Raw genomic sequence first — 26,564 nt, forward strand, 5'->3', positions numbered from 1 at the left:
CCTACAAATTAAGCCAATAATTCAATTTTAGCACTATGGAACGATTTCTAATATGAAAATTCTCTGGTAAATAATTATCTGTGTAAACCAAAAACAAGTCAGAAGCCGGTTTATATCTCCACTGTAAACGGGCATTGAGGTTCATATTCTTGGTTTGCTGATTCAACTGAAAGAAGGTAGTAAAAAACAGTTTATTGGTAAAAGTTATGTCCACTTTTGGACGAACAATCCAAAATTCTGAAGCCGAAATGATTTTTTTGCTAGTCCCATCGGCTTGCGTGATGGGCACCTCCACTCCCCAAATATCGTTGTAATCCAAGGCCACAGAAATACCGACATGGGGCTGAAAACGATAGCCCAATTCTCCAGTCATTCCTGTTCTATATCCATTCCCATAATATCCTCCAAAACGTGAAGTCACCGAATATGTGAACAATTTAATGGGTGAAGAGATATACCCAAATCCTACGGATCTCCAGGTATGTTCTGAACCTTTTCTGACTGGCGTATTTCCCATACGGGTAGGATCGAAATCATATAATAATCGAACATAATCATAGCCATGGAAGGCTGAAAAGCTTGACTGATCCTTCATTTTACCTTCCAAAGCTACGTAGGTGGTATTATCTGTCAAACCACCTGAATTATTCCAAAAGCTCAAGCTATTTAAACGAACTTGCGCATAGAATAAGCGACTAGTTTTACTTTTAGGATAAAAAATCTTACCTACCTCTGGATTGATATTAGTGTAATTGACACGAGGCACATAACCCACTTCTGGATTATAACTATCCCCTACCCACTGATGCTTCCAACTCATGATCCAATGGTTGTCTTTGTAGGCCAAAGAAGCCGCATGGGCAAAATTATTCGCCTTAGCATCTGGACTAATGGACTGATAATAGAAGATTTTACCGGTCCAGAAATTATTGGATGAGGCTAAATTGTATTCCACCCCAATATTTCTATTGAATTCAGCAAATCCATTTTGTCGCTGAAATTCGGTATCTATAAAGGACTGCTTGTTGATCATAAATATTCCGATGTTTGAACGAGCAAATAATTTCCTTTGCAAGGCAACCATGGAATAGTTTTGGGTAGGAACTCCCTTATCATCAATTCTTTGCGATTGAACATTCAACAAACCTATCCTCCAGTCATTGGTCAATTTACCACTCACACGAGCACCATAGGTTATGGGTGTTTGCTCATAAATACCAGTACGAGCATTCAAAGCTAAACCAATGCGACGAGAGAAAAATGGACGAATATTTTCGGTCCCAAACCCATCAAATAAATCGGAATTTTCAATGAAGAATTGCCTTTTTTCTGGATAAAACAACTCAAATCGATCAAGATTGGTTTGTTGCCGGTCCACATCCACTTGCGAAAAATCAGGATTGATGGTCAAGTCCATGTTCATACTAGAACTTAATGCCACTTTGATATCTCCACCAATTTGCTTTCTAAAACTGGTTGGACTTTGGGTTTCATAATTACTCGTCACTCCAGATAATACATAAGGAATCACTGAAATATTTTGTTTGGGAGCTGGAGGAGGAGTTTCCCACAACAAAACACCTGAATAAGCTAAAGAGGCCGTAGGGAATTGTCGTGGCACTGGTGCCCAAGCAGATTTTTCTTTGGCTTGCAGATCCAATCTACTGAAATTAATTCCCCAACGAGTACTATTGTTTTTATATCGAATGGATTTAAATGGAATAGCTGCCTCCCAAATCCAAGATTCCTTGTTATAAGAAGTGGATGACTCCCATTTGTTATCCCAATTTAGGTTTACTTTCGCCCCTTCGGACATCTGGCCGTCCCACTGTGCCCCTGCGGCATTGGCTCCAAAAGAAAATCCGGTGGTTTTATCATCGAAAGTATCAATAAAAACAAGGAAGTTATCATTAATACCAAAGCTAAAATCACGTTTAAGTGATTCTACCACATAGCGAGATTGATCTTTCAAAAAACACTCCGCAGAAATATATAAAAACTTATCATCATAGGTCATTCGAACATCCGTACGTACATTAGAACATAGTGTATCGGTTGGATTACACATCATAAAATCACTCACCTTAGCCGCTTCGAACCAGGCGGCTTCATCCAACTTTCCATCCATCTTAAGTGGACTTTTAGCCGGCTTGATGAGCATTTGGAAGTTTTCGTTTCGTTTGGCTGTTTGAGCTAGAGAAAAAAAAGTGGTAAGCGTAAAAATTAAAAGGAAAATTCGCTTCATAAAAAAGGTTGTCGTAAATCAGTCTCGGCAATTTAACCAAATTAAACGGAAGCGTAGGTAGGTATTGTAGGGCAGCTTGGAACTTAGATGGAAATAATTCTTTAGTTTTTTTATTTCTATCGACAAAAATCCTTTTGCTTGTTTTATTTTTGTAGCTAGTACTAATTATCGCAAAGAATTATGGGAAGAGCTTTTGAATTTAGAAAGGCAAGAAAGTTTAAACGCTGGGGTCAAATGGCCAAAACGTTTACAAAAATCGGTAAAGACATTGTTATTGCTGTGAAAGCAGGTGGAGCAGATCCAACAGGTAACTCGCGTCTAAGGGCCATCATTCAGAATGCCAAGGCAGTTAATATGCCGAAAGATAATGTGGAACGTGCCATAAAAAGAGCCGTATCCAAAGACCAAGAGGATTATAAAGAAATTGTATACGAAGGATATGCCCAGCATGGTATCGCTATTTTAGTAGAAACCACCACGGATAATATCAACCGTACTGTGGCGAATATTCGTTCATCTTTCACCAAATGTGGGGGAAGCCTAGGTACGCAAGGGATGTTGGATTTTATTTTTACGCGTAAATCAGCTTTTAAAATTGCGGCTAAACCAGAAATCGATTTAGAAGAATTAGAATTTGAATTAATTGATTTAGGAGGTGATGAAGTTTTTTTAGATACTGAAACGAATCAAATCAATATTTATGGAGAGTTTACGGCTTTCGGAGCTATTCAGAAATACTTAGAGGAGAAAGGATATGAATTATTAGGGGCTGACTTTGAGCGAATTCCTAATGAGACGAAAGAACTTAGCGATGAACAAGCCGCAGATGTGGAAAAACTAATTGAACGTTTGGAAGAAGATGATGATGTTCAAAATGTTTACCACAACATGGGATAAAGTAATAAGTAAAAAGCACCTAAAATTAGGTGCTTTTTACTTATTTAGCTCCTTCACCTTATTCGGACAAATACCTAGCTATCAATTCAAATCCATTCATGGAATAAGCAATTCCTCCAAAGCCTTATTTCAACCCTACCTATTCAGATCAAAAGAAACGTCTGATTTTCACTTGCAAGTACATATCAAAGAATTTGATTTACAAACCAAGGAAATAGTCAAATTTCATGCTGAAGTTTATGTAGATCGAGATTCTATCTTGGGACCACAATTGCTCTACAGCTACCGAAGCAGTTTTAAAACCCAAGGGCTCAAAAAGAATTCGGCCCATTGGGAAGAAATGGCCAAATTAAGTTCCCAAAGCCTAATTAAGCAATTTGCCATTTGGTGGAAAAACAATTGGGATAAAGACCCTAAATTAATTCAGCAAGTTAAGGTAGAATTTTTACCTGATTACTTACCAAGTTCCCAAGATGCCGACAGCCTTTTCTACGGGCAAAAAAAACTGGAATGGAGTGATTTTAAATCTAAACCTACGCCTGGTTCACGATTTGCTGCTCAAATATTTAGCAATTTTGAATACCACGCAAGCCCAAGAATTGAGCTAGGAATCCTATACCTTCCCTTACAAGTAAAGGTGTATATGTTACGATCCTATTCCTGGAAAAAAGAAAATCTCCCAGACAGAGCCTTGGACCACGAAGCCACCCATTTTGCTATTACCCAAAGAGCTGCCAAGCAATTTAAAGAACTTATCACCCAAAGAACATTGCGCCCACTTTGGTATGAAAGCGAGCTGCAATGGTGGTTTTTAGATGCCTACCGCTGGATGAATAGCACCCAAAAAGCCTATGATGAAGAAACTCAACACGGCATCAACTTATTGGAACAAGAAAAATGGAATGAAAGATTTAAATAGTTAGATAAGTGTCTAAATTATAAATCTACTTGAGCCAAATAGGCTTGAGCCTTCTTAGCGTCAAAGCGATATAAATAAGGTGCTTTGTGGGCCCCTCCTAAAAAACGCTTTTCTAAGCGCACCAGAATATCCATACTTAATATCTTTCGTTGGAAATTCGTCCTCACTAATTTTTTACCTAAAATGGTTTCGTAGACTTGCTGTAATTCAGACATGGTGAATGTTTCAGCCAAGAGGTTAAAAGCCAGTAATTTTTGATCCAAAGACCATCTCAAGCGCTCCAGGGCTTTTTCTAAAATAGCTCGGTGATCTAAAAACATTTCAGGGATATCATGTATATCATTCCAAGAAAATTGGTCTGACATGTGGTCCAAATTGACGTTCACTTTAGAAAAATCAACCAAGGCATAGTAACCTACGGAAATATACCGCTCTGACAAAAAGGAAGTATCTATTCTAGATTCACCTATCTGCTCTTGAATTTTGGCATGCTGTTGGATGGCGTTTTGGTTTCGCTTGACATCTCCAAAAGTATAAAATTGCTCCAGGTACAAATCTTTTAGGCCAGTACGCTCAAAAAGTACCCGACTTGCTGCTTGATCAACATCTTCATTGGACTTGACGAATCCACCGGAAAGCGACCAGACATCGGTATTTTTAAATTTCAAAAGAAGTACTTTCAATTGGTTTTCATGAAATCCAAAGATGACACAATCCACTGAAATATTGGCTAACCAATCTGTTGCTGAATAATCTCTCACCATAAACGTAAAATTTAGGGATGCTTTTGAATAAATTCATGAATTTGCTTCACAAAAATCTGGTATCCCTTTTCATTCAAATGTAATTTGTCTGCAACAAAAATATCATCCATCAATGTACCATCTGCACGGAAAAAGGGGCTTTGCATATCCACATAAAACCTATCCTTTTCCTTGGAGATAATCTGTTGAATTCGATTGTTTAAATCTTTTTGTTTATCTAACATGGTCAATCGAGCTAAACTAGGTCTGGCAGCAATAAACACCAATTTGGTAGTAGGCAATTTAGCACGTAGTCGCTTGGAAAACTCGACGAACTCCTGAGCGATGAATTCAGGACTTTGACCCTTTGCTAAATCATTATCACCTTCATACATAAATACCCATGATGGCTGGTATTTAATGACCATTCGATCAAAATAATACAATGCCTCCTCTAGGGTAGAACCACCAAATCCGCGGTTAATGGAGGGATAGGCTGCCATATCTTGACTAAAAGTCTTCCAAAGGCGAAAGCTGGAACTTCCAATAAACAAACGTAGGTTTTTGGCAGGCATGGAAAGTGAGTCCTGCTTTTCATACGCCCTAATTTCCTTTTCAAATTTGTCGATTTGTGCCCATAGGCTAGTGCTCACCAAGAGCAAAATGCCTAGTAATAATTGTTTCTTCATCTTTATTCGTTAGGATAGACTAAACCTATTTGTTTTCTAATTTCATCTAAAAGTCCCATCAATTCTTGACTAAACTGATGCGTCATCCATTTGTTTTCCAATCGGCCAGCGCGTAAATCAGCTTGCACTGCTTCCGCCTCATAAGAATATCCCCATCCCTTTCGTTCGCATGCATACTCCTCCACTTCCCCAGATTCCAAAGTCAGGGTAATACCAAAGGTTTCATGAAAACGAGAATGCATCAAAATTTTTCCTTGGCTACCGTATATCGTACATGTGGTATCTGTTTGAGCCGCCAAAGTAGAAAATAATGTGGCAGTAGCTCCATTTTCATAACTAGTTACGATGGAGCAATTCATGTCCACTCCTGTAGGGGCCATGGTACCTGTAGCCAACAAAGTTTTGGGTTGGCCTAGTAACAATTTAGAAATAAAAAGAGGATATATCCCAATGTCCATCAAAGATCCACCGGTTAACACGGGGTTGAATAAACGACTCTCTACATCATACTCCGCTTTAAACCCGAAGTCAGCCGCCACATGCCTGATTTGACCTATCTTACCCGATTCAATAATCGCCAATACTTGTGCCACAGAGGGATGAAACCTCGTCCATAAAGCTTCCATTAAAAACAAATTCTTTTCTTTGGCTTTTTGAATCATTTCAGATACTTGCCTACCATTTACGGCAAAAGCTTTTTCACATAAAACGGGTATTCCTGCCTCTAAACACAATAAAGTGTGAGCATGATGAAGACCGTGAGGGGAAGCCACATAGACAACATCAATCAGGCCGCTGGATAGCATTTCTTCATAAGAACCGAAGGCCTTTGAACCTGGATAATGGGAAGCAAATTCTTCTGCTCGATTGATATCCCTAGAAGCCACAGCTGTTAGCTGGGCATCTGAAACAAAAGCTAAATCATCGGCAAATTTGCGCGCGATTTTACCGCAGGCGAGTATTCCCCAACGGATAGAATTTCCTGGATTAATCATTTTTTTCTAATTAAATAGCGTTCAAAGTTTGTATCAATGCCTCCACCTGTTCCAATGAAACGGCAGGGAAATTAGCAATCCTTATTTGAGTTTCTTTCATTTTGCCATATCCTGATCCCACAATCATACCCGACGTATCTTTCACTTTCTGAATGATGGTCCCCGCTGCCTCCTGACAATTTAAAACAACTACCGTTTGAGAACGATGCGACTCATGCTCTACAAAAGCTTCAAATCGATCTGATTTCTTGGCAAAATCATATAGTGCCTTCGCCTTGCGATCCGTCTCTTTGCGGATTTGATCCACACCTATTCGGTTAAAATCTTCCGCCACTTTACCTAAAACATATATCCCCATCACATTGGGTGTCTCTGGCGTTTCAAACTTCTTGTAATTTTCCCAAAGGCTCGGTAATGAATGATAAGTTCCAATCACCCCTTCATGCTTTTTCATCCTTTCTGCCTTCTCCAGCATAGCCTCATTGGCAATCCAAACACCCAAACCAGCTGGCATACCAAAAGCCTTTTGAACAGAGAAAAAAGCCGTATCTACGATATTAAAGTCTAAGTTGGTATAAGGAGCCGAAGAAACCATATCTACCGCTAAAAACTTGTCTTTGTTGGCTTTCTTTAATTTATGAATTTCCTGTGAACGCATTTGTACACCGGAACTTGTTTCATTGGCAGTAGCACAAATCAATTCAGCATAAGCTGGCACTTGTACATCTGCCGCATCAAAACCTTCACCAAATGGTTTGTGAGCAGCATGCGCATATTTGTGGAGTTCTTGTGCAAAGTCGAAAAACTTTTTTGAAAATGAACCATTCACTAAGTGAAAGCACTCATGCTCCACCGTATTCATGATGATTCTTTCCCAAATTTCTGTTGCAGAACCCGCAAATAAAATTGCATTATTCTGTTTAGGCAAATTAAACAATTGCCTTAATTGCTCATCGGCATGTTGGTATATTTTTCTAAACTGAGCAGAACGATGCGAGATGGAACCGATGGACAGACGAAATGCCTCCTCATAATGTCCTTGAACAGTAGGATAAAGTGCCGCTGGGCCAGGGGTAAAAAATACGGGTTGCATCATATAATTAGTAAAGCATTCTAAACTTAATGGTATTATCAATCAATTTCAATTCATTGACGATTTCTTCTGAATATTCCTTGGCCACATCGGTGATGACATATCCTGTTTTCTCGGTCGTTTTCAAGTATTGACCAATGATATTCACATGATACTTGGCAAAAACATTATTGATTTGTGCCAATATACCCGGAACATTGTGATGGATATGCAATAAGCGGTGTGCATTTTCCAATGGCGGCAATTGTAATTCTGGGAAATTCACGGACCCATACGTACTTCCATTGTTCATGAACTGCAATAATTTGGCAGGAACAAACTCCCCTATATTCGCCTGAGCCTCTTCGGTAGAGCCTCCGATGTGCGGCGTTAATATCACATTGGGTAAACCTCTCAGCTCATTGATGAATTCCTCATCGTTGGTTTTAGGTTCATAAGGAAATACGTCTACCGCAGCTCCCCAAACTTTGCCTGATTTAATCGCCTCTACCAAAGCAGGGATTTCCACCACATGACCTCTGGAAAGATTCAAGAAAATCACATTGTCTTTCATCCAAGAAAACTCTTGTTTTCCAATGATATTGGTATTGACCTTTCTGCCGTCAACGTGCAAACTCACAAAATCGGCTAAGTTCAATAATTCTTTCAAGCTGGAACATTTCTTGGCATTACCTAAGGCCAATTTATCGACCGTATCAAAGAAGTAAACTTCCATGCCTAATGCTTCAGCAATCACGGATATTTGTGTTCCAATATTTCCGTATCCAACCAAACCTAATTTCTTCCCACGAATCTCATAAGAATTGGTAGCCGATTTATCCCAAACACCCGCATGCATGCGCGTGGATTTCTCAAAAATATTACGCGTAAGCATCACCATTAAACCAATGGATAATTCCACCACCGAACGGGTATTAGAATAAGGCGCATTAAATACAGCAATCCCCCTATTTTCACACTCCGACAAATCGATTTGATTAGTCCCAATACAGAATGCGCCTACGCACATTAAACGAGCAGCATTGGGATGCTCCAATACTTTCTTGGTCAAATTGGTTTTTGAACGTAAACCTAAAATAGAAACATCTTTGATTTTCTCCATCAACTCGGCTTCATCCAAGGCTCCTTTCAATAATTCTACTTGGAAACCCTCCTTTTTAAATGCTTGTACTGCATGTGGATGAACGTTTTCCAACAATAACACTTTAATCCTAGATTTAGGATAAGACTGAGCACGACTCAATCCATTGATGTATAAAAACTCGTCTAAGGAAGGCACCACATGATCAGCTTTCTCTACCACCACTTTACGAGAAACATTTTCTGTAAATGCAAAAAACTTATTGGCTAAACCCGCCTCACGTAATTCGTAATCAGTATAACCATCACCAATCACATAAACCTCGCCTTCTAAGTGTAGGGACTGCAGTAGGCTAACTTTACCTCGATCCTTCGACAATAAATTATCATGATCGTAACCTGTTATATTTCCTTCCGCGTCATAATGAAACGTATTAGCAAATACATTTTCTGCTGGGATACCTAATTCCTGAACTACAGGAACAATGAAATCTTTAAACCCACTGGAAACAATTAAGATTTGCTCGGCATGCTCTTGGATAAACTCCTTGTTCCTTTTAAATGAATCGGAAATTTTACCTTTTAAAAAAGTAATTAATTGATCTACATGACTGCGGTTGGCAGACAAAAGTGCCACTCGATCACGCAAAGAATCTGCAAAAGAATAGGAACCCGCCATCCCTTTTTCCGTAATTTCCCGAATTTTAGAGACAATCTCACCCTGCTTCGGGTTTCCCTGTAAGGCGATATTCGCCAACTCATCTAGCCCTTCTACTTTGGTAAAAGTGCTATCAAAATCAATCACAATGTGCAATGGTTCCAACTGTTTATTAGACATAATTAATCGTTTCTTTATTCAAAAACCAATTCATTGCCCGTTGTTCCGACCACAAGGTTCCTCGATAACCTGAAGGATAAAATCCACAATGCCCGCCTTGAGCTGGCAATTCCAAAAATACCTGTTCCCAGTTTGAAGCCTGAGATGCGGGAAGGCATTCGGGCGATAAAAATGGATCATTTTGGGCGTTCACTACCAAGGTAGGAACCTGAATTTTATCTAAAAAATACAGTGAGCTATTCTGTTCATAATAGTCTTCTGCATCTTTAAAACCATGTAATGGACCCGTAATCACATCATCAAACTCCTTCAATGTTTTAATTCTTTGTAGAATAGCCACATCGACAGCCGTGGGAAATAACACAGCTTTTTCTTTTGCTTTAGATAGAAGAGTTTGTAAAAATCGATGAGTGTAGAGTCCATTTTCTCGTCGTGCCAACTTTCGGCTACTACTTGAAAGGTGCAAAGGTACAGAAAATGCCACAGCTTTTCGAATCAAATTTGGATGATTTTGCCCTTGCTCACCCAACCATTTCAAGGTTAGATTTCCCCCCAAACTAAATCCAGCCAAATAAATGCTATTCGCCCCACGTTGAATACAGGTTTGAATCACTTCTTCTAAATCATCCGTAGCCCCACTATGATAAAACCTGAGTTGCCGATTCATCTCACCTGAGCAGGACCTAAAGTTCCACGCCAGCACATTGAATCCTTGGGCCAACATGGTTTTGGCCAAACCTCTTACATATTGGGCCTGACTACTTCCCTCCAAGCCATGGGAAATAATGAGTAATGGTTTTTCGGATAAAGGCGTATCAGCATACCAATCAAAATCCACAAAATCCTGATCGCTTAAAATGAACCTTTCCCGCTGCGGTTTCAGGTCATTTATTTTACGAAATAAAGCAGTAAACATACTTTGTGTATGTCCTTCAGGTAACCAAATTGGGGCTTGATAATCGGGTTTTGATTGAATTAATGGCACGGTATTAAATAAAAAAGTCTGGTATTAGTTCGTGATCACCCAAGCTTGGATTTACTTTATATACATCAAAATCCGTATAATTAGCTGCACGCAAAACCTCTTCGTCGATGAAAAACTGTCCCGTGGTGCTCACATGATCTTGCTTGAATATTTCATAGGCGGCATCTGCCATGATACTAGGTTTTCTAGCTCGATCTAACATCTCCGAATTGCCCACGGCAAATTCAATGGCTGCGGTAGCTATGATGGTTTTAGGCCAAAGGGAATTAAAAGCTACTTTATTCTTAAACTCCGCTGCCATACCTAGGGTACAGAGTGACATGCCAAATTTTGCCATGGAATAGGCCACATGGTTTTCAAACCAGCGCGCTTCGATGTTCAATGGAGGCGATAGTGTTAGGACATGGGGGTTTGAGGATTTTAATAAATGAGGCAAACAAGCCTTGGATGTCAAAAAAGTTCCTCGAGCATTGACCTGATGCATCAAATCATATTTTTTCATGTCGGTCCATAAGGTACCCGTCAATGAAATAGCCGAAGCATTATTTACCAAGATATCAATCCCCCCAAAGGTCTCTACGGCTTTTTCCACCGCTTCAAAAACATGATTTTCATCACGAATATCTAAGACTAATGGTAAGGCTCGGCCGCCTAAACGCTCAATTTCCTCGGCAGCAGAAAAAACCGTACCGGGTAATTTGGGATGAGGTGTGGCTGTTTTGGCAGCAATAACTACGTTTGCGCCCACTGAAGCCATTTTTTTAGCAATTTCAAATCCGATACCCCTGGAGGCACCGGTGATAAAAACTGTCTTGTTGCTGAAGTCCATCGTGTGTTATTTAAACTTTGTCTAATTTACTATTTTCTTGTCAAGACAGTACATAAAATAAATTTTGGTTTGTACTTTTGTTAATTATTTTTCAAAACCACCTAATGTCAATTCCGTTTAAGTCTATCAGTATATCTCATCGCTCTGCTCCTCTCACGATTCGTGAGCAAGTAGCCTTAAATGAGGAAGAAAGTAGAGCCTTTGCTATCAAATGCAAAGACCTTTTTGGATTACAAGAAATGCTGATTGTATCAACCTGCAATCGCACAGAGGTGTATTACAATACCCCGGAAGATATTTCCCAGGACTTAGTTAAAAGTTTATTGATTGAAAAAGGCTTGCATCAAACGCAAGAATACACGCCTTATTTCCATCTTGAATCTGACGCAGAGGCTTCTTTAAGGCATTTATTTGAAGTTGCTACGGGGTTACAGTCTAAAGTGGTAGGGGATTTACAAATCCCTAATCAAATTAAAAAAGCCTACCAACAGTCTGCCGATTTAAATTTAGCAGGACCATATTTGCATCGTTTGATGCATACTATTTTCTATGCTAACAAAAGAGTTGCCCAAGAAACTTCTTTCCGTGATGGAGCGGCTTCTGTTTCTTATGCGACCGTAGCCTTGGCAGAAGAATTGTCTCAGGCCATTGCTCAACCTAAGGTATTGATTTTAGGTTTGGGGGAAATAGGCTTAGACGTATGTAAAAACATGGAGGACAAAGATTTCGCTGAAATCACCATCATGAACCGTACCTTGGAAAAGGCTGAAAAAATAGCACACGATAAACCTTTCCGGGTGGCACCCATCGAGGATTTATGGAAGGAAATTGCACAAGCAGATATTATTATTTCTTCTGTCCGTAACCAAGACCCGATTATCACCCAAGCTGAATTAAAGAAATTATCGATTTTAACTTTCAAATATTTCATTGACCTATCAGTTCCTAGAAGTATTGAGGAAGGCATCGAAAAAATATCAGGTGTTTTATTATACAATATTGACTCATTAAAAGAACGTGCCGACGAAGCCTTGCGCATTCGAATGGCCTCTGTTCCTGATGTACGTAGAATCATCGATGAATCTGTAATTAGTTTCAATGATTGGTCAAAAGAAATGGAAGTTTCTCCTACCATTCACAAACTAAAAAATGCCTTGGAGCAAATCCGTAAAGAAGAAATTAATCGTCATTTGAAAGGATTAAATCCTCAAGAGGCAGAGAAATTAGAAAAGATCACGGCAAGTTTGGTTCAGAAAATCATCAAACAACCTATTATCCATTTAAAAGCTGCTTGTAAGCGAGGAGAATCGGATAGCATGGTGGATGCCTTGAATGATTTATTTAATTTAGAGGCATACGAGGAGGTTGATTCCAACTCGCCCATCCAATAATTCCCCATGAAATCGGAGGTTTTACAGAAATTGGCTCGCTACTGCGCCTACCAAGAACGCTGTGTTTGGGAAATCAAAGTGAAATTGGACTCATTTTCTATTTTACCGGAGGATCAACAAGCCTACCTAGATTGGTTAGAAGACAATAATTACCTACATCAAGAGCGCTTTGCTCGCTTATTTGTTCGGTCAAAATTCAATCAAAAATCTTGGGGTAGAAATAAAATAAAATTTGAGTTAAAAAGACTTCAAGTTTCAGATGCTTTGGTACAAGCTGCCTTAGGGGAATTACACGAACTTCCCTATGATTCCACCCTGGAATCCATGATAGTCGAAAAATTTAAACAGCTAAAAGATTCCAATGATTGGGCAAGAAAACAAAAGTGCTACCAATATGCCCTGCGAAAAGGATTTGAGCCTGATTTAATTTCCATGTACATTCAACGACTTTCTTAAGGGCTAAAGGAGAGCAATTTCGGCATGCACCCTATCGAACAGAAAGTTTAAGGTTTGTATAAAAACATTTTTTTTATACCTTTGGAACATGATTAAACAATCCACTACCTATTATTACGCTTATTATTACGCAGGATTCACATCTTGCCAATAGGCTATTGTAGGTATTGATTAATTTTAAACTTATTATGAGCCGGCCAGAAGTCGGTTTTTTTGTTTTATGAGCTTCACCATTTCTCCAGCTTCAAGATTACAAGTAGTGCAAGAATACTACTTTTCTACCAAGCTAAAACAGATTGCAGCCTTAAAAGCCTCAGGTATCCCAGTGCTGAACTTGGGAATAGGTAGTCCGGACTTAGCTCCTTCTGATGCGACTATAGAGGCGCTGATAGCTAGCGCCCAGAAAAAAGAAAACCATGCCTATCAAGGATATCAAGGAATTCCCGCACTCCGTGAAGCCTTTTCCCAATTTTATAAAACTCAATATCAAGTAGATCTTGACCCCAATACAGAAATCTTACCCCTAATGGGTTCCAAAGAAGGAATCATGCACATAGCTATGGCCTATTTGGAAAAAGGAGATGTCACCTTAATTCCCAACCCAGGATATCCCACCTACCAAGCGGCCTGTGCGCTCACTGGTGCAGAGGTACAAAGCTATGAACTATCTGAAGCAAATGGTTGGCTACCCGACTTAGATGAATTAGCTAAACGAGACTTATCCAAAGTGAAAATCATGTGGGTGAATTACCCCCACATGCCTACAGGTGCTAAAGCCGATTGGGCATTTTTTGAAAAATTACGTGATTTTGCCTTGAAGCACGCTATCTTATTGGTCAATGACAACCCGTACAGCTTCATTTTAAATGATCAACCTATCAGCATGTTGAGCATTCCCGGTATGAAGGAAGTAGCTATTGAATTAAACTCTTTGTCTAAATCACATAATATGGCGGGCTGGAGAATTGGAGCCGTCTTGGGAAAACAGAGTTTTTTAGCACCTATTTTGACTTTTAAATCCAACATGGATTCAGGCATGTTTTTACCTTTGCAAGAGGCAGCCGTAGAAGCTTTAAAAGCAGATGCCCATTGGTTCAAACAACAGAACAAAATTTATTCTGAGCGTCAGCAAGTGGTATTTCAATTAATGGACTTATTAAATTGCTCCTATGATCCAAAACAAAGCGGTATGTTCGTTTGGGCGAAAATCCCCAATACCTACGGAAGCGGATATGAGCTTTCAGATAAAATATTAGAAGAAAATGCCGTGTTCATCACTCCAGGTGGCATATTTGGAAGCCAAGGGAATGGCTATATTCGTGTATCTCTATGTGCCCCCATTTCCCTTTTTGAATCAGCCATTCACCGCATAAAAACACATTCAAATGGAATCAAATAAAGTTGTAGGAATTTTAGGGATCGGTTTAATTGGTGGTTCCATGGCCCTGGGTTTACGTAAAACTGGCTGGGCAAAAGAGTGCATTGGCATTGATACCAATCGTCCAAACCAAAAAAGAGCCTTGGAACTAGGCCTTATTGATCGCTTGCTCCCATTGGATCAAGCCTTACAAGTCATAGACGTGCTGATTATAGCTACTCCCGTAGATAATTTGGTTGAACAATTACCAAAAATTTTGGACCAATTCAATGAAAAACAGATTGTGATTGAAGTGGGATCGACCAAAAGTCCTATTTATGAAGCTTTAAAAAACCACCCAAGAAGAAAACAATTTGTCTCAACTCACCCCATGGCAGGTACTGAATTTTCTGGACCAGAGGCAGCTATCGATGGACTATTTGAAGGCAAACGTTGCGTCATTTGCGATCAGGAATTAAGTGATCCTGATGCCGAAAAAACCATCGAAAGTTTATACCAAGATGGCTTACATATGAATTTGATTTATATGGATTCCATCAGCCATGATGTCCATACGGCCTATATTTCACATATATCGCATATTTGTTCTTTTGCCTTAGCCAATACGGTTTTAGAGAAAGAAAAAGATGAAAAACGAATATTTGAGTTAGCATCCACTGGATTTGAATCTACGGTTCGTTTGGCTAAATCATCCCCAGAAACCTGGATTCAGATTTTTCATCAAAACCAAGAAAACTTAATGGATGTCCTGGATGAATACATTAATACGCTATTGAAATACAAAGGATTGATGTTATCAGGAAGCTATGAAAAACTCAAAGAGGAATTAGCGAAAGCCAATGACATTGGGCGAATTCTGAACCGCAAATAAAAGATAAGCTCCAGACTTCTTGCGAGGTCTGGAGCATGTTAGTTGTATTGATGAAAGTATAGTAATAATGAATTAGAACACCAGGTTCAAATGAAATAAACTTCAGCTAGTTTGACCTAGGTGCCCGGTAAGAATAAGGCTTCCAAGTATTATTTTGAGGATTCAAATCAGGAAATACATGATCTGGATCTATAGTAACTGATTTGATTGGCAAAGTAGTATTAGTCTTAAATTCCCAGCTTCCTCCTCGCTGCCAAATTTCCACAGGGAAATTGTATCTTTCTTTTTTACCGTCTGATAATTCGACCTCTACAATGCCCGGCATAATCATTTTATCCAAATTCTTAATGGTTACAATGGCGCCACTGGCTGGATTTTGATCAATGTACACCACATCACTAACACTTTGATCTAACTTCCAAAGTTCAAAAAACCATTGTCTCCAAAACCAGGTTAAATCTTCTCCCGCACCATCTTCCATGGCATGGAAAAAGTCATATGGAGTAGGGTGCTTAAAGGCCCATTGCTTTATGTAATTCTTGAAAGCATAGTCAAATCGGTCGGGACCTAAAATTTGCTCTCTTAAGATTTTTAATCCAAAACCCGGTTTGTTGTATGCTTCCCATCCTAAATTTCTAGGTTGAACCACGTCAGGGATCGACATGATTGGATCCGCATTTTCTCTAAACATGGGTTTAGCTATTTGATGCATATCAAACTTACGATTCTTATATTCTCCGTCGTTAAAGGCATCGGTAGAATAAAAGTTGATAAAGGTATTGAAGCCTTCATCCATCCAAGGAAATTTACGCTCATTGCTTCCGACAATCATAGGGAACCAGTTATGACCAAATTCATGATCTGTCACTCCCCATAGTGCGGCCGTTTGGTCACGGAAACCACAGAATATAATTCCTGGATATTCCATGCCTGAAACGATTCCAGCCACATTGGTAGCTGTTGGATAGGTATATTCATACAACCACTTAGAATAATATTCAATGGAAGCTTTGACATATTCAGTTGACCTGCCCCAAGAATTTTTACCATTGGATTCCTCTGGATAAACCGAAATAGCCATGCATTTCTTTCCACTAGGTAGGTTAATTTTTGCCGCATCCATGATGAATGATTTCGAGCTAGCAAATGCTACATCACGGGCATTTTGACATTTAAACCTCCAAGTCAAACGATCTTTAGCTGGTCTGGAAGCTGGATTTTTTACTTCATCTTCGCCACGAATAATCACTGTAGTTTCAGAATTAGCTGCAGCATTCCAACGCTTCAATTGTTCTGCTGTGAAAACTTCGGCAGGGTTTTGTAATTCGCCAGAACCGACTACGATATGCGATGCAGGTACATTGATTGAGTATTCAAAATTTCCATATTCTAAATAAAACTCTCCTGCACCTAAATAAGGTAATACGTTCCAACCCTCGATATCATCATAAACGCACATACGCGGGAACCATTGAGCTACTTGGAATATCATTCCATTTTTCGTCTCTTGTAATCCCATGCGATCAGATCCGTTTTGAGGAGAAGTGAAAGAATAAACAATCTTAATTTTTACTTGACCCAATTTTTCAGCCATTGGTTGTGCCAAACGAATCTGCATACGCGTATCCTCCACGATAAAAGGAGTTGCTTTGCCATCTACTAAAACACTCTCAATTTTATATCCACCATCAAAACCAACATTACCAAAACGTCCTCCTGAAATTGGTGTCGTTTTACCTCCTCTGGATTGAGTATTAAAGGAGTTTTGATCTAATTGCAACCAAAGAAAACTTAATTTATCGGGGGAATTATTTTTGTAGGTAATTTCCACATCCCCTGAAATTTTTCTAGCCTCTTCATCCAAACTTACTTGAATTTTATAATCAGCAGCGTTTTGCCAGTAAGATGGACCCGGAATCCCTGAACCTGATCGATAGGGCGAGTTCGATTGATAATTCCATAAGGGATGAAATAATTCATAGGCACTGTATGCCGACTTCGTTTGAGCCATTCCTGACCAAGTACAAGTCAACAGTAAGCAAGTGAATATTAATACTCTTTTCATATATTTTTCCAATGTTAAGATTCAAACACGGTTAAATTCTCCGTATCCATTAATCGTTTATTTAATCCCAAAGCTTTAGGTACTTCATAGTGATAGAAGAATTTCATGGTATGTAATTTATCCTGATAAAATTCTTTGTCTGCCGCTGAAACGCCACTTTCCAAGGATTTACTAGCTATGGTTCCTTGTTTTATCCATTGCCAAGCCACTACGATTAAACCAAATAACTCCATGTATAGGGTAGAGTCCGCTAAAAACAATTCAGGTTTTCCTTCGCCCGCAATCTTCAATTTGTGCATGGTTACCTGACCCAATTTGCCTACTTCTTGCTCTAATTCGTCTGCATATCGCTTGATTGAGGCTTGTTTTTTTGCCTCCTCAATATCCTTTTGAATTAAGTTCAACAATAATTTTAAGGCCTTACTTTGGTTAGCTGGTATTTCTCTTCCTAACAAAGTCAATCCGTGAATACCGGTAGTTCCTTCATAAATAGACATGATCCGCACATCGCGGGCCATTTGTTCTAAAGGAAAATCTTCCGTATAACCATAACCTCCCAAAACTTGCAATCCCTGATTAACCGCTTGCAAGCCCATCTCCGCAGGATAAGTCTTTGCCACAGGTGTCATCAAATTCAATAAGGTATGGTAGTTTTCAGCCTCCTCTCCACTCAAACATTTGGAATAATCCTCCCACATAAAACATTGGAACAATAATCCCATAGCCCCTTCAACTATGGCCTTTTGGAAATATAACATCCGTTGAACATCTGGATGATTTTTAATCAAAGTAGGAGGCGTTTCTGGGTCTTTATTACTCAATTTACGCCCCTGCGAACGCTCATTGGCATATTGTTTTGAGAAATGATAAGCCGCCGAAGCAATATAAGCCCCTCCCATTCCTACGCCCAAACGCGCTTCGTTCATCATTTGAAACATGTAGGATAAACCTTTGTTAGGCTCACCTACTAAATAGCCGATGGAATCCCCTTTATCTCCAAATGAAAGGTGCAAGGCTGGTGTCCCCTTCTGACCCATTTTATGGTATAAACCCAAGGAAATCACTTCATTGGAAACCCATTGACCATTTTCTTTTCTACGTTTAGGTACCACAAAAAGCGAAATACCTTTCGTTCCTTTCGGAGCACCTTCCAAACGAGCTAAAACCAAGTGAATGATATTTTCAGAAAATTGATTATCACCGCCCGAAATAAAAATCTTTTGTCCTTTTATGGAATAAGTCCCATTGCCTAGATCCTTGGCCTGGGTAGAAACATCATTTAAGGAGCTTCCTGCCTGGGGTTCTGTCAAACACATGGTTCCTGTCCAACGACCATTCAGCATATTGGGCACATAGGCTGCTTTCAACTCTTCAGAGCCAAAAGAGGCAATTAAATGAGCTGCACCATTCGTCAATCCTGTAAACATTACAATGGAATTACTTGCCGCTCCACGAATAAATTCATGAGCTCCACCTACCGTACTTGGTAATTGCTGCCCTCCTTTCTCATAAGAAAATGTTGCACCAACCATGCCAGACTCTCCCATTTCTTTGACATAGGCCTCTGTTGATGGATGCACATGCACCGTTCCATCAATTAATTCAGCCGGATGTCTATCCGTATCAACAAAATGAGGACGTAAGTATTTCTCAGCAATAGATTCTGCTGAGTCCAATACCATGTCAAACATATCGGGAGTATAATCCGCAAAATAAGGGTGTGAACACAAGGAACCGTAGTCCAACACTTCTTTTAAAATAAAGTCGAGATTCCGACGATCGTATTCTTTTGCCATATTGTTATACATTAGGAATCCAAAAATGCAGAAAAAAAATATATTATGCAAGCATACTATATTTCTAGTAAAAGTTCAAAACCAAAGAGCTATTTAAACAGCCCTCAACTGCATTTACCAAAGCAGCTTATCCTATGTATTATTTTTGATGGACCTTAAAGAGTTGCGCCGCTCCGGCATTTTTGGCAAGTAGGATCGAAAAACCATTTGCCCGCGTACGGATTTTAGACATTTTGCGCACTTGTCCAGAATAGTGAAATCCAGTTTCCTTAGATTTTTTAGGTGTATAGATTCCCTTGGCATTACCTAATAATAACAAACCGTAATCCGCATCAAACCTCCCCCATTCTGGTAAAACATCAAAGAAATTCCCGGCTAGAAGAATATCCAAATTCCCATCCCGATTAAAATCAGCGGTTTCAATAGCTTTAATTGGAGAAAACTGAGCCTCTTTGGGTAAGTTGGACCAGGTAAAATTTCCCTTTCCATCATTGATTAACAAACTTGATTCGGTCCGTACAATTTGCCTTTGAATACTACCCTTTCTTTCTTCAGCTGTGAATAAATCTTGGATGGTCTTATTGGCGAAATCCTGGTAAGTGGTAAACCTTTTTTTAATTAATGGAATGGCCTTTTGCAATTCACCTTTTAATACCATGGGATAAATATTTCCGTCTTCAGATTTGCTGGAAATAATTTGTTCCAATGTGCCATTTTTATCAAAATCATTCACGTCTAAAATGGCCGGTTTTTCTACTGAGGCGTGAATTTTAGTATTCAAGCCCATGTTTCCTAAAACAAAATCCACATCCCCATCTTGATCTAGATCTGCCGCATGTATCGTATTCCACAATCCACTGGAATTGGGTAGGTTCCCTTCTGAAAGCAATTGCTTCCCTTTTGAATTTTTAAAGATAAAAATACCTCCCCAATCCTGTGAGACTATTAAATCAAGATAGCCATCTCCCTGTATATCTGCCCATACAGCATCGGTTACCATTCCTAAGTCGGAGATACCGGGCATAAATCGCCTACTTTGTTCCGTAAACTGCCCATGTCCGTCATTGACTAAAAAACTGCTCGAAGGACTTAAACCATATTTGGAGGAGATTAGCCTAGATCCAATAAATAAGTCTAGGTCCCCATCCTTATCAAAATCAGCGGCAGCAGCAACAGATCCATTTTCTAGAATTTGAGGAAAACCTGTACTTATTTTAAAATTTCCTTTGCCGTCATTGATATATAATTTATCTCCTAACTCTGGTGATGTAGGGATAAATTCATTACTACCGGTTAACACCAAAAGATCCAGGTCTGTATCCTTATCGGCATCAAAAAAAAGAGCATAAGAGCACTCCAAAGTTGCATCGGAAGCAAAAGCTGGGCTACTTCTTTCGACAAATTTACCTGAGGATTGTTGCAGAAATAATTTCTTTTCTTGCCCCTTTCCTCCCCCTAAATACAAATCATCTAAACCATCTCCATTGACATCGCCTACTGCCAAGCCTGGCCCAAGGGTGGAAAACTTTTGTTTCAATAAAACGTCTCGATCAAAATCATTGAATAAACTTTCTTGGTGTTGATAGTTCAAATTGCCTTGGCTTATATCAGCTATCAAAACTTCCGCTTTAAAGACCTTAGTTGCGCTTTGCTTTTGGGCATTTTTATAGTCCAAAACTAGCTGCTGATCCGACTTTGGATTAAGAATCCATTGAACGGCATCGTCTGGCCAAACTACTTTCATGGAATCTATGATCGCGGATTGGCCTAGTCCAAAAACTAATTGATGATCACTTGAAGATTGATAACCTCGATTAGGCATCTGTTGGAGCACCTTCAATGCCCCTTTTTGATATAGGGTAACGGTTGTACCTATACCATTGACATTTTTTGCTGTCCCTTTAAGTTTAATCCTTAAGTAATGGTTTTTTAGCTGCTCAGTACTTTTATTTTTAAAAACTGAAATAGGAGCATTGACATTATTAACCACTAAATCCAAATCACCATCATTATCTAAATCACCATAGGCTGAACCATTGGAGAAACCCGGCCCACCAAGTCCCCAAGCATCAGCTTGATTGACAAAATTCCAATCTCCTAGATTTTTGAAGGCATAATTTTGAATAGGCACAGAAGGGATTTTATCTGTCAAATCCTTGTAATCAAACTTGACTCCTTTTAATATCTGCTGAACGGTTCTTCTATCCCCTAAAAAATCAACAAAATCCTGATCAGTTAAATCCTTGGCGATACCATTGGCTACGAAAATATCTTTTTTGCCATCATTATCCATATCGAAAATCAAGGCTCCCCAACTCCAATCGGTGGCATGAACTCCGGCTAATTGTCCAATTTCACTAAAGGTCCCGTCGCCATTGTTCAGATGTAAATTATTTCGCATGTATTGATGCCAAAAACCTTGTTTCAACTTCAATTCCATCAAATTATACCCTTCAAATGTACTCGTAGTTTTAAGGCGTTGATCATTTCCGGGCAACATATCGGTCACATAAATATCCAAAAAACCATCATCATTGATGTCAGCAATATCCGCCCCCATGGAACTTGAACTTGTATGAGGCATTTCGTTGACAATATCCTCTTTAAATGTTCCATTTTTCTGATTGATGTACAGATAATCGTGCTCATAAAAGTCATTGGAAATATAGATATCTGGCCAATTATCATTGTTGACATCGCCAATGGTTATTCCAAGGCCAAACCCAATTAAACTTCCAAAAATCCCTGCTGATTCAGAAACATCCGTGAATTTTATCGAATTACTTAATTCCGAATCATTTCTAAACAATTTATCTCCCCCCAATTTATCCCGTTGATTTCGGGAGTTGGTGTATCCTAACTTACCAAAGGGCGTCAGGCTATTATTCAACAAATACATGTCCAAATCCCCATCTCGGTCATAGTCAAAAAAGGCTGCATGGGTAGAAAAACCACCATCTTCCAATCCTACCTCTTTGGCCACTTCCTTGAAGCGAGGAATTCCGGCTTTAATCCCTTGATTTAGATACAACTGATTACCCCTCAAATCGAGAGAACCTGAATTACAAACATATATGTCCATCAGACCATCGCCATTGATATCAGCAAATGTGACTCCGGTAGACCAAAATTTCTTCCCAACTATTCCTGCCTGTTTAGAAATATCCTCAAAACGCATATTGCCTTTGTTGAGGTATAATTTATTGTCTTCTAAATTAGAGCTTACAAACAAATCAGATAATCCGTCATTGTTCACATCACCGATGGCAACTCCCCCTCCATTGTAAAAATTTCGATAATTGAAAATATTAAAATCTTTACTATCCTTGATATTATTGGCAAAATCTATCCCTGTTTCAGATGCAGGCAATTCTTCAAAAAGCGTTTCTTCTTTGTTCGAACATGAAAACAGTAAACAAGAAATTACACTACAATATAAAAGTAAGCGCATAACATTACATTTTCTTAATCATTCCCCCTTAAGGAACTGGGTCATAACCACTGCCTCCCCATGGATGACAACGCGCGATACGTTTCGCAGCTAATTTAGTTCCTTTCCAAATACCATGTTTAAGTAAAGCCTGTTTGGCATATTCAGAACAGGTGGGGGAATACCTACAAGCATTGGGTAAAAATGGAGAAATCATTCCTTGGTAAAGCCGAAGAAGCAATAGCATGAAATGCCTTAATAGAGTTGAAATAAATCCCATTTTTGATGACTGATTTTCAAAAATAAGTCTTTTTCACTCAAATTTATTGGTTTTTACCGCTTTTGAGTTGAAAAAACTATACATTTCTACTATATTGTGTAGCATAAAAAGACTTACCTGTTCATGAAATTGAATCTCCCAAAATCCATCTTTTTATTCTCCCTAAGTGCATTTATCGGGATTCTATCTTGTTCTCATCAACCAGGACACCTTTTTGAATTCAGTTCTGCCACAGAAAAAAGAAATGATAGCATTGCTTCCCTATACAATCCAACGGTTGCAAAGCAGAAAGCTGTCAAATTGGATACTTTTTTTCAAAAATTACATAGCAAAACAGGGTTCAATGGAGTGGTGCTTGTTTCCCAATATGGTAAAATCATTTATAAAAAAGCCTTTGGCTTTGCTAATTACTTCACGAAGAACCCCTTAACCACGCAAACCCATTTTCAGTTGGCCTCTGTTTCCAAACAGTTTACTGCTGTTGCCATCATGCAATTGAAGGAAAAAAATCAGCTTAATTATGATGATCCCATCTATCAGCATATCCCAGGCTTTCCATACGATTCCAGTTTAACCATCCGTAGTTTATTAACACATCGTTCGGGTTTGCCTAACTATGCCTATTGTTTGGATAAATTCTACAATAAGAAAAGCCCACTGACTAATAAAATGGTTGTTGATATGATGATTCGTTTAAAACCTCGAATCGATTATCGTCCTAATGCCAAGTTCAGTTATAACAATACGAATTACCTACTACTAGCCTACATCGTAGAACGTTTAAGTGGGGAAGATTTCCGTGGATATTTGAAAAAGCACATTTTCGAACCAGCAGGAATGCACAACACCTTTGTTTATGACCCCATGCATCCGGAAATGCTAAAAACGGCTGCTACGGGATATTCTCCTAGAAGAGGTCAGCCGGCGGTGGTAGGTTTTGATCATTTGGATGGCGTAGTGGGTGATAAAGGAATTTACTCTACCGTAGATGATATGCACCATTGGGATATGGCCTTGAATAATGAATCCATTGTCAAATTAAGCACTTTGGAAGAAGCTTTTTCACCGCAACATCGCACGCCTAACGTTTTGCCTAAAAACTATGGTTTTGGTTGGAGATTGACTCAGTTAGATAATGGTGAATGGCTTACCTACCATACCGGTTGGTGGCATGGTTTTAAAAACTATTATTTACACAACGCCAAAGATAATTCAGCCATTATTATCCTAGGAAATATGGCCAACCATTCTTTGGGCAGAGTTAATATCGTTCAATCGATTCTATATCCAGAAAAAACAGCTTTATTTATGAAAGGCGAAGCCCTACCGATGGAATTTACCGGTGGGATATAATTTAATTCGACAAAATCATGAAAATTAAAACTACTTTACTCACTTGCCTAGCTTGCCTGTGTTTTAGCACAATGGCTTGGGCACAAGACGACGAGGCCATCAAAAATACGGTCAATGCCTATTTAGATGGAATAACTAAAGGTGATACCGCTTTATTAGGCAAGGCTTTTCATTCAACGGCCATTTTACGAACATTTAATGCAAGCACGGGTAAAATCCAAGATTTCCCAGTTAGAAACTTTATCCGCAATACTCCTGCCGGTGGAGCCAAAGCCACGACCAAATTAGTGGCCTATTCCTATGCTGGAATTTCAGCTACGGCTACGGTAGAACTTGAATTTCAAGACTTCAAATACATTGATTTGTTGAGCTTATTGAAGGTGAATGACGAATGGAAAATTGTTTGTCGGGTTTTTAGTCGGGTTGACAATGACGTTCAAATAAAAGGATCAGCGGGGATAACTGCAGCGAAAACTCCAGCAAATACGAGTAAGAAAGTAGTTAAACCGAAAAAAGATGATGGTTGGTAAAATAGATTTTACTCCATAACAAAAGGTAAAAAGAAAAGCCCAGGCAATGCTTGGGCTTTTCTTTTTACCTTTAATTATTTGTAGCGAATAGGAACTACCAATAGATAGGGCCTTTACCTAAATACTTCTCAACGATTGGCTCATAATAAGGCTTCAACTCGTTGTAATCAGGTACTTTAGGCGATTTGGTATACAAATCGTATTTATTAAAATCTTTGATCCAAGCTAAGTACTGCTCATCCTCAGCATTCATGAATTGCTTGTAAGCACCACCAGTGTGCCAAGGGTAGAAAGAATGGTAACGAATCATGACCATTCCAGCATGAGGAATTTTGTTATCCTTATGATTTTTCAATACCTGATATAGGTACTCATCATGCCCCCAAGCCAATTCTAAATTATCTAAACCACAACCTGGAGCATAAACACCTAAGTCAGTATTGTATAAATCCACCAATGAATCTGGGTTCAAGGCATTGAATTCTGGATATACGCAAGAATCTGGGAATTTACATCCAACGGCAAACACATCGCCTACTAATCCCCATTGTTCTGCTTGAGAGGTTCCATCTTCATCGCTTCCAAATAAATACATGGCTTTACCTAAGTCATGAATTAATCCTACTAACTGCATCCAATCCGGACGACCTTCAGCACGAAGTCCTTCAGCTGTTTGCAATAAATGGATTACATTGGGAAGATTTAAGTCTGGATCACTGACGTCTACCAAAGCATTCAAACGCTCCATCATTTCCCATAAATCCATCGGACGTTCAAAAGTCAAATACTTTTTCTTCATCTTTTGAACATAATCATAGGTTTGACGCGAACGCATCTTTCTATAATGCTCTTTTACTGCAGCTGTAATATCTCCTTGCTCGTAATTTCTGAATTCACTCTTTTCCTTGGCAATAGTAGTTTCCATGGTTCTTTAAATAATTTGAGTTACAAATTACAAACTAAGATTTTAAAAATAAAAATTAGGGATGTATTACTGACAAAATAATCGCGCTAAGCAGCATCAGTAAACCAAGAATAAAAAATACGTTAGGGCTCAAAACGGGTACAGATTGGTCGTTTAATGAGGCCTCATACGGTTTTTCAGATAAATATCGAACTGGAATTTCCTGACCAATCTCATAATTTTTCATCAGACCTCTTTCCGCCTCACGACGAAATTCAAGTCCATTTACTTGATATGAAACGATTGGAAAATAAATTGGGAAACGACCTGCATGGTCTCCGCGGGCATATCGACGAGAAATCTCTACGACTCTCCCGTAGGTTAATTTACTGTGTTCAATCCATGCTTTACGTTTTTGGTATAATCTTCCGCCAACACCCAAAAGTACTAGGGCAATGACCGCGAACAGAGCCATAAACAAAAAGGTTGATCCTTGAAAATTACCCGTTGGCCTAGCCGAAATCAAAAAAATAAAATTCAATTCCATGTAACACAAATCCATGAGCGCTTTAATTTCCCTGAATTTTGGCCAAACTAACAACAAATATCATTGAAAATCAAATACTTAAGAGTTTGCGTTTAATAGTTACTTAATGCCTATTTTGGCTGTTTTTTGAAATATTTTTGTCAATTTTCTGTTTTAGGGTTTAAAATTTTAGCCTTTAAATAAAAAAAATGGGAAAAAGCTATTAGAAGAGTTCAAAATAATCATCAATAGAGGCTAAAAATTATTTTCT

Annotated in this window: 22 protein-coding genes; 8 read left to right on the forward strand and 14 right to left on the reverse strand. The window is 38.9% G+C overall.

The features are described from left to right. Position 1: 1 nt before the first annotated feature. On the reverse strand, positions 2-2,245 hold the full coding sequence (locus tag SKC36_RS05280; RefSeq protein ID WP_459465074.1) for a DUF5916 domain-containing protein: 2,244 nt from the start codon (positions 2,243-2,245) through the stop codon (positions 2-4). A 180-nt stretch (positions 2,246-2,425) separates the two neighbouring features. Here SKC36_RS05280 and SKC36_RS05285 point away from each other — a divergent pair, with 180 nt between their 5' ends. Both SKC36_RS05285 and SKC36_RS05290 read left to right on the forward strand, forming a co-directional pair. Continuing rightward, complete coding sequence (locus tag SKC36_RS05285; protein WP_459454232.1) at positions 2,426-3,142, forward strand: YebC/PmpR family DNA-binding transcriptional regulator; 717 nt, start codon at positions 2,426-2,428, stop codon at positions 3,140-3,142. After that, entirely contained in the window at positions 3,120-4,061 is a 942-nt protein-coding gene (locus SKC36_RS05290) for a hypothetical protein (RefSeq protein ID WP_459465076.1), read from the forward strand. Before SKC36_RS05285 ends, SKC36_RS05290 begins: the two co-directional genes overlap by 23 nt. Before the next feature lie 17 nt (positions 4,062-4,078). On the opposite strand, the gene SKC36_RS05295 is transcribed toward SKC36_RS05290, so the two are convergent. Genes SKC36_RS05295 through SKC36_RS05325 form a run of 7 tightly spaced genes read right to left on the reverse strand, consistent with a single transcriptional unit; the run spans position 4,079 to position 11,313 of the window. After that, a complete protein-coding gene (locus tag SKC36_RS05295) occupies positions 4,079-4,825 on the reverse strand; it encodes an NUDIX hydrolase (RefSeq protein ID WP_459454230.1) in 747 nt (248 codons plus the stop codon). An 11-nt stretch (positions 4,826-4,836) separates the two neighbouring features. Beyond that, on the reverse strand, positions 4,837-5,493 hold the full coding sequence (locus tag SKC36_RS05300) for a GDSL-type esterase/lipase family protein (protein ID WP_459465078.1): 657 nt from the start codon (positions 5,491-5,493) through the stop codon (positions 4,837-4,839). 2 nt (positions 5,494-5,495) lie between these two features. Next, entirely contained in the window at positions 5,496-6,488 is a 993-nt protein-coding gene (locus tag SKC36_RS05305) for a Gfo/Idh/MocA family protein (RefSeq protein WP_459454228.1), read from the reverse strand. A gap of 10 nt (positions 6,489-6,498) precedes the next feature. After that, on the reverse strand, positions 6,499-7,581 hold the full coding sequence (locus SKC36_RS05310; protein WP_459465269.1) for an aminotransferase class V-fold PLP-dependent enzyme: 1,083 nt from the start codon (positions 7,579-7,581) through the stop codon (positions 6,499-6,501). A 7-nt stretch (positions 7,582-7,588) separates the two neighbouring features. Next, the gene (gene serA, locus SKC36_RS05315) at positions 7,589-9,499 is read right to left on the reverse strand and encodes a phosphoglycerate dehydrogenase (RefSeq protein ID WP_459454227.1); all 1,911 of its coding nucleotides are present in this window, start codon (positions 9,497-9,499) and stop codon (positions 7,589-7,591) included. Beyond that, complete coding sequence (locus tag SKC36_RS05320) at positions 9,492-10,484, reverse strand: YheT family hydrolase (protein WP_459465080.1); 993 nt, start codon at positions 10,482-10,484, stop codon at positions 9,492-9,494. The genes serA and SKC36_RS05320 overlap by 8 nt, the downstream gene beginning before the upstream one ends. 4 nt (positions 10,485-10,488) lie before the next feature. Next, positions 10,489-11,313 (reverse strand): SDR family oxidoreductase, encoded by an 825-nt coding sequence (locus SKC36_RS05325; RefSeq protein WP_459465082.1) that lies wholly within the window; start codon positions 11,311-11,313, stop codon positions 10,489-10,491. A gap of 104 nt (positions 11,314-11,417) precedes the next feature. Here SKC36_RS05325 and hemA point away from each other — a divergent pair, with 104 nt between their 5' ends. The 4 genes from hemA (at position 11,418) to SKC36_RS05345 (ending at position 15,409) form a co-directional block, all read left to right on the forward strand. After that, positions 11,418-12,704: a glutamyl-tRNA reductase gene (hemA, locus tag SKC36_RS05330; RefSeq protein ID WP_459454224.1), complete on the forward strand. Its 1,287-nt coding sequence runs from the start codon at positions 11,418-11,420 to the stop codon at positions 12,702-12,704. A 6-nt stretch (positions 12,705-12,710) separates the two neighbouring features. Continuing rightward, on the forward strand, positions 12,711-13,160 hold the full coding sequence (locus tag SKC36_RS05335) for a regulatory protein RecX (protein ID WP_459454223.1): 450 nt from the start codon (positions 12,711-12,713) through the stop codon (positions 13,158-13,160). Between the two features lie 220 nt (positions 13,161-13,380). After that, on the forward strand, positions 13,381-14,559 hold the full coding sequence (locus SKC36_RS05340; RefSeq protein ID WP_459465084.1) for a pyridoxal phosphate-dependent aminotransferase: 1,179 nt from the start codon (positions 13,381-13,383) through the stop codon (positions 14,557-14,559). Then, positions 14,546-15,409, forward strand: a complete 864-nt coding sequence (locus SKC36_RS05345) for a prephenate dehydrogenase (protein WP_459454221.1) — start codon at positions 14,546-14,548, stop codon at positions 15,407-15,409. The genes SKC36_RS05340 and SKC36_RS05345 overlap by 14 nt, the downstream gene beginning before the upstream one ends. 106 nt (positions 15,410-15,515) lie before the next feature. On the opposite strand, the gene SKC36_RS05350 is transcribed toward SKC36_RS05345, so the two are convergent. From SKC36_RS05350 to yidD, 4 genes are all read right to left on the reverse strand, one after another. Continuing rightward, on the reverse strand, positions 15,516-17,474 hold the full coding sequence (locus SKC36_RS05350) for a M1 family metallopeptidase (protein WP_459465086.1): 1,959 nt from the start codon (positions 17,472-17,474) through the stop codon (positions 15,516-15,518). Positions 17,475-17,488: 14 nt separating this feature from the next. Beyond that, entirely contained in the window at positions 17,489-19,270 is a 1,782-nt protein-coding gene (locus SKC36_RS05355; protein ID WP_459454219.1) for an acyl-CoA dehydrogenase, read from the reverse strand. Between the two features lie 139 nt (positions 19,271-19,409). Further along, positions 19,410-22,721 (reverse strand): VCBS repeat-containing protein, encoded by a 3,312-nt coding sequence (locus SKC36_RS05360; protein WP_459465089.1) that lies wholly within the window; start codon positions 22,719-22,721, stop codon positions 19,410-19,412. Positions 22,722-22,749: 28 nt separating this feature from the next. Beyond that, complete coding sequence (yidD, locus tag SKC36_RS05365) at positions 22,750-22,947, reverse strand: membrane protein insertion efficiency factor YidD (protein ID WP_459454217.1); 198 nt, start codon at positions 22,945-22,947, stop codon at positions 22,750-22,752. Between the two features lie 156 nt (positions 22,948-23,103). Here yidD and SKC36_RS05370 point away from each other — a divergent pair, with 156 nt between their 5' ends. Further along, the gene (locus SKC36_RS05370) at positions 23,104-24,333 is read left to right on the forward strand and encodes a serine hydrolase domain-containing protein (RefSeq protein ID WP_459454216.1); all 1,230 of its coding nucleotides are present in this window, start codon (positions 23,104-23,106) and stop codon (positions 24,331-24,333) included. 17 nt (positions 24,334-24,350) lie between these two features. After that, positions 24,351-24,863 carry a nuclear transport factor 2 family protein gene (locus SKC36_RS05375; RefSeq protein ID WP_459454215.1) on the forward strand — a complete coding sequence of 171 codons (513 nt, stop codon included), beginning with the start codon at positions 24,351-24,353 and terminating at the stop codon, positions 24,861-24,863. A 94-nt stretch (positions 24,864-24,957) separates the two neighbouring features. On the opposite strand, the gene SKC36_RS05380 is transcribed toward SKC36_RS05375, so the two are convergent. Together SKC36_RS05380 and SKC36_RS05385 are read right to left on the reverse strand one after the other, a co-directional pair. Next, the gene (locus tag SKC36_RS05380) at positions 24,958-25,788 is read right to left on the reverse strand and encodes an inositol oxygenase family protein (protein ID WP_459454214.1); all 831 of its coding nucleotides are present in this window, start codon (positions 25,786-25,788) and stop codon (positions 24,958-24,960) included. 55 nt (positions 25,789-25,843) lie between these two features. Beyond that, positions 25,844-26,314, reverse strand: coding sequence for a DUF3592 domain-containing protein (locus SKC36_RS05385; protein WP_459465091.1), 471 nt, complete (start codon positions 26,312-26,314; stop codon positions 25,844-25,846). Between the last annotated feature and the right edge of the window lie 250 nt (positions 26,315-26,564).

The organism is Aquirufa sp. OSTEICH-129A, from assembly GCF_054558355.1.

Excerpts from the sequence above, each read along its gene's own strand:
- SKC36_RS05280 (WP_459465074.1), bottom strand. The coding sequence starts at position 2,245 with ATGAAGCGAATTTTCCTTTTAATTTTTACGCTTACCACTTTTTTTTCT.
- SKC36_RS05285 (WP_459454232.1), top strand. The coding sequence starts at position 2,426 with ATGGGAAGAGCTTTTGAATTTAGAAAGGCAAGAAAGTTTAAACGCTGG.
- SKC36_RS05290 (WP_459465076.1), top strand. The coding sequence starts at position 3,120 with ATGTTTACCACAACATGGGATAAAGTAATAAGTAAAAAGCACCTAAAA.
- SKC36_RS05295 (WP_459454230.1), bottom strand. The coding sequence starts at position 4,825 with ATGGTGAGAGATTATTCAGCAACAGATTGGTTAGCCAATATTTCAGTG.
- SKC36_RS05300 (WP_459465078.1), bottom strand. The coding sequence starts at position 5,493 with ATGAAGAAACAATTATTACTAGGCATTTTGCTCTTGGTGAGCACTAGC.
- SKC36_RS05305 (WP_459454228.1), bottom strand. The coding sequence starts at position 6,488 with ATGATTAATCCAGGAAATTCTATCCGTTGGGGAATACTCGCCTGCGGT.
- SKC36_RS05310 (WP_459465269.1), bottom strand. The coding sequence starts at position 7,581 with ATGCAACCCGTATTTTTTACCCCTGGCCCAGCGGCACTTTATCCTACT.
- serA (WP_459454227.1), bottom strand. The coding sequence starts at position 9,499 with ATGTCTAATAAACAGTTGGAACCATTGCACATTGTGATTGATTTTGAT.
- SKC36_RS05325 (WP_459465082.1), bottom strand. The coding sequence starts at position 11,313 with ATGGACTTCAGCAACAAGACAGTTTTTATCACCGGTGCCTCCAGGGGT.
- hemA (WP_459454224.1), top strand. The coding sequence starts at position 11,418 with ATGTCAATTCCGTTTAAGTCTATCAGTATATCTCATCGCTCTGCTCCT.
- SKC36_RS05335 (WP_459454223.1), top strand. The coding sequence starts at position 12,711 with ATGAAATCGGAGGTTTTACAGAAATTGGCTCGCTACTGCGCCTACCAA.
- SKC36_RS05340 (WP_459465084.1), top strand. The coding sequence starts at position 13,381 with ATGAGCTTCACCATTTCTCCAGCTTCAAGATTACAAGTAGTGCAAGAA.
- SKC36_RS05345 (WP_459454221.1), top strand. The coding sequence starts at position 14,546 with ATGGAATCAAATAAAGTTGTAGGAATTTTAGGGATCGGTTTAATTGGT.
- SKC36_RS05350 (WP_459465086.1), bottom strand. The coding sequence starts at position 17,474 with ATGAAAAGAGTATTAATATTCACTTGCTTACTGTTGACTTGTACTTGG.
- SKC36_RS05355 (WP_459454219.1), bottom strand. The coding sequence starts at position 19,270 with ATGGCAAAAGAATACGATCGTCGGAATCTCGACTTTATTTTAAAAGAA.
- SKC36_RS05360 (WP_459465089.1), bottom strand. The coding sequence starts at position 22,721 with ATGCGCTTACTTTTATATTGTAGTGTAATTTCTTGTTTACTGTTTTCA.
- yidD (WP_459454217.1), bottom strand. The coding sequence starts at position 22,947 with ATGCTATTGCTTCTTCGGCTTTACCAAGGAATGATTTCTCCATTTTTA.
- SKC36_RS05370 (WP_459454216.1), top strand. The coding sequence starts at position 23,104 with ATGAAATTGAATCTCCCAAAATCCATCTTTTTATTCTCCCTAAGTGCA.
- SKC36_RS05375 (WP_459454215.1), top strand. The coding sequence starts at position 24,351 with ATGAAAATTAAAACTACTTTACTCACTTGCCTAGCTTGCCTGTGTTTT.
- SKC36_RS05380 (WP_459454214.1), bottom strand. The coding sequence starts at position 25,788 with ATGGAAACTACTATTGCCAAGGAAAAGAGTGAATTCAGAAATTACGAG.
- SKC36_RS05385 (WP_459465091.1), bottom strand. The coding sequence starts at position 26,314 with ATGGAATTGAATTTTATTTTTTTGATTTCGGCTAGGCCAACGGGTAAT.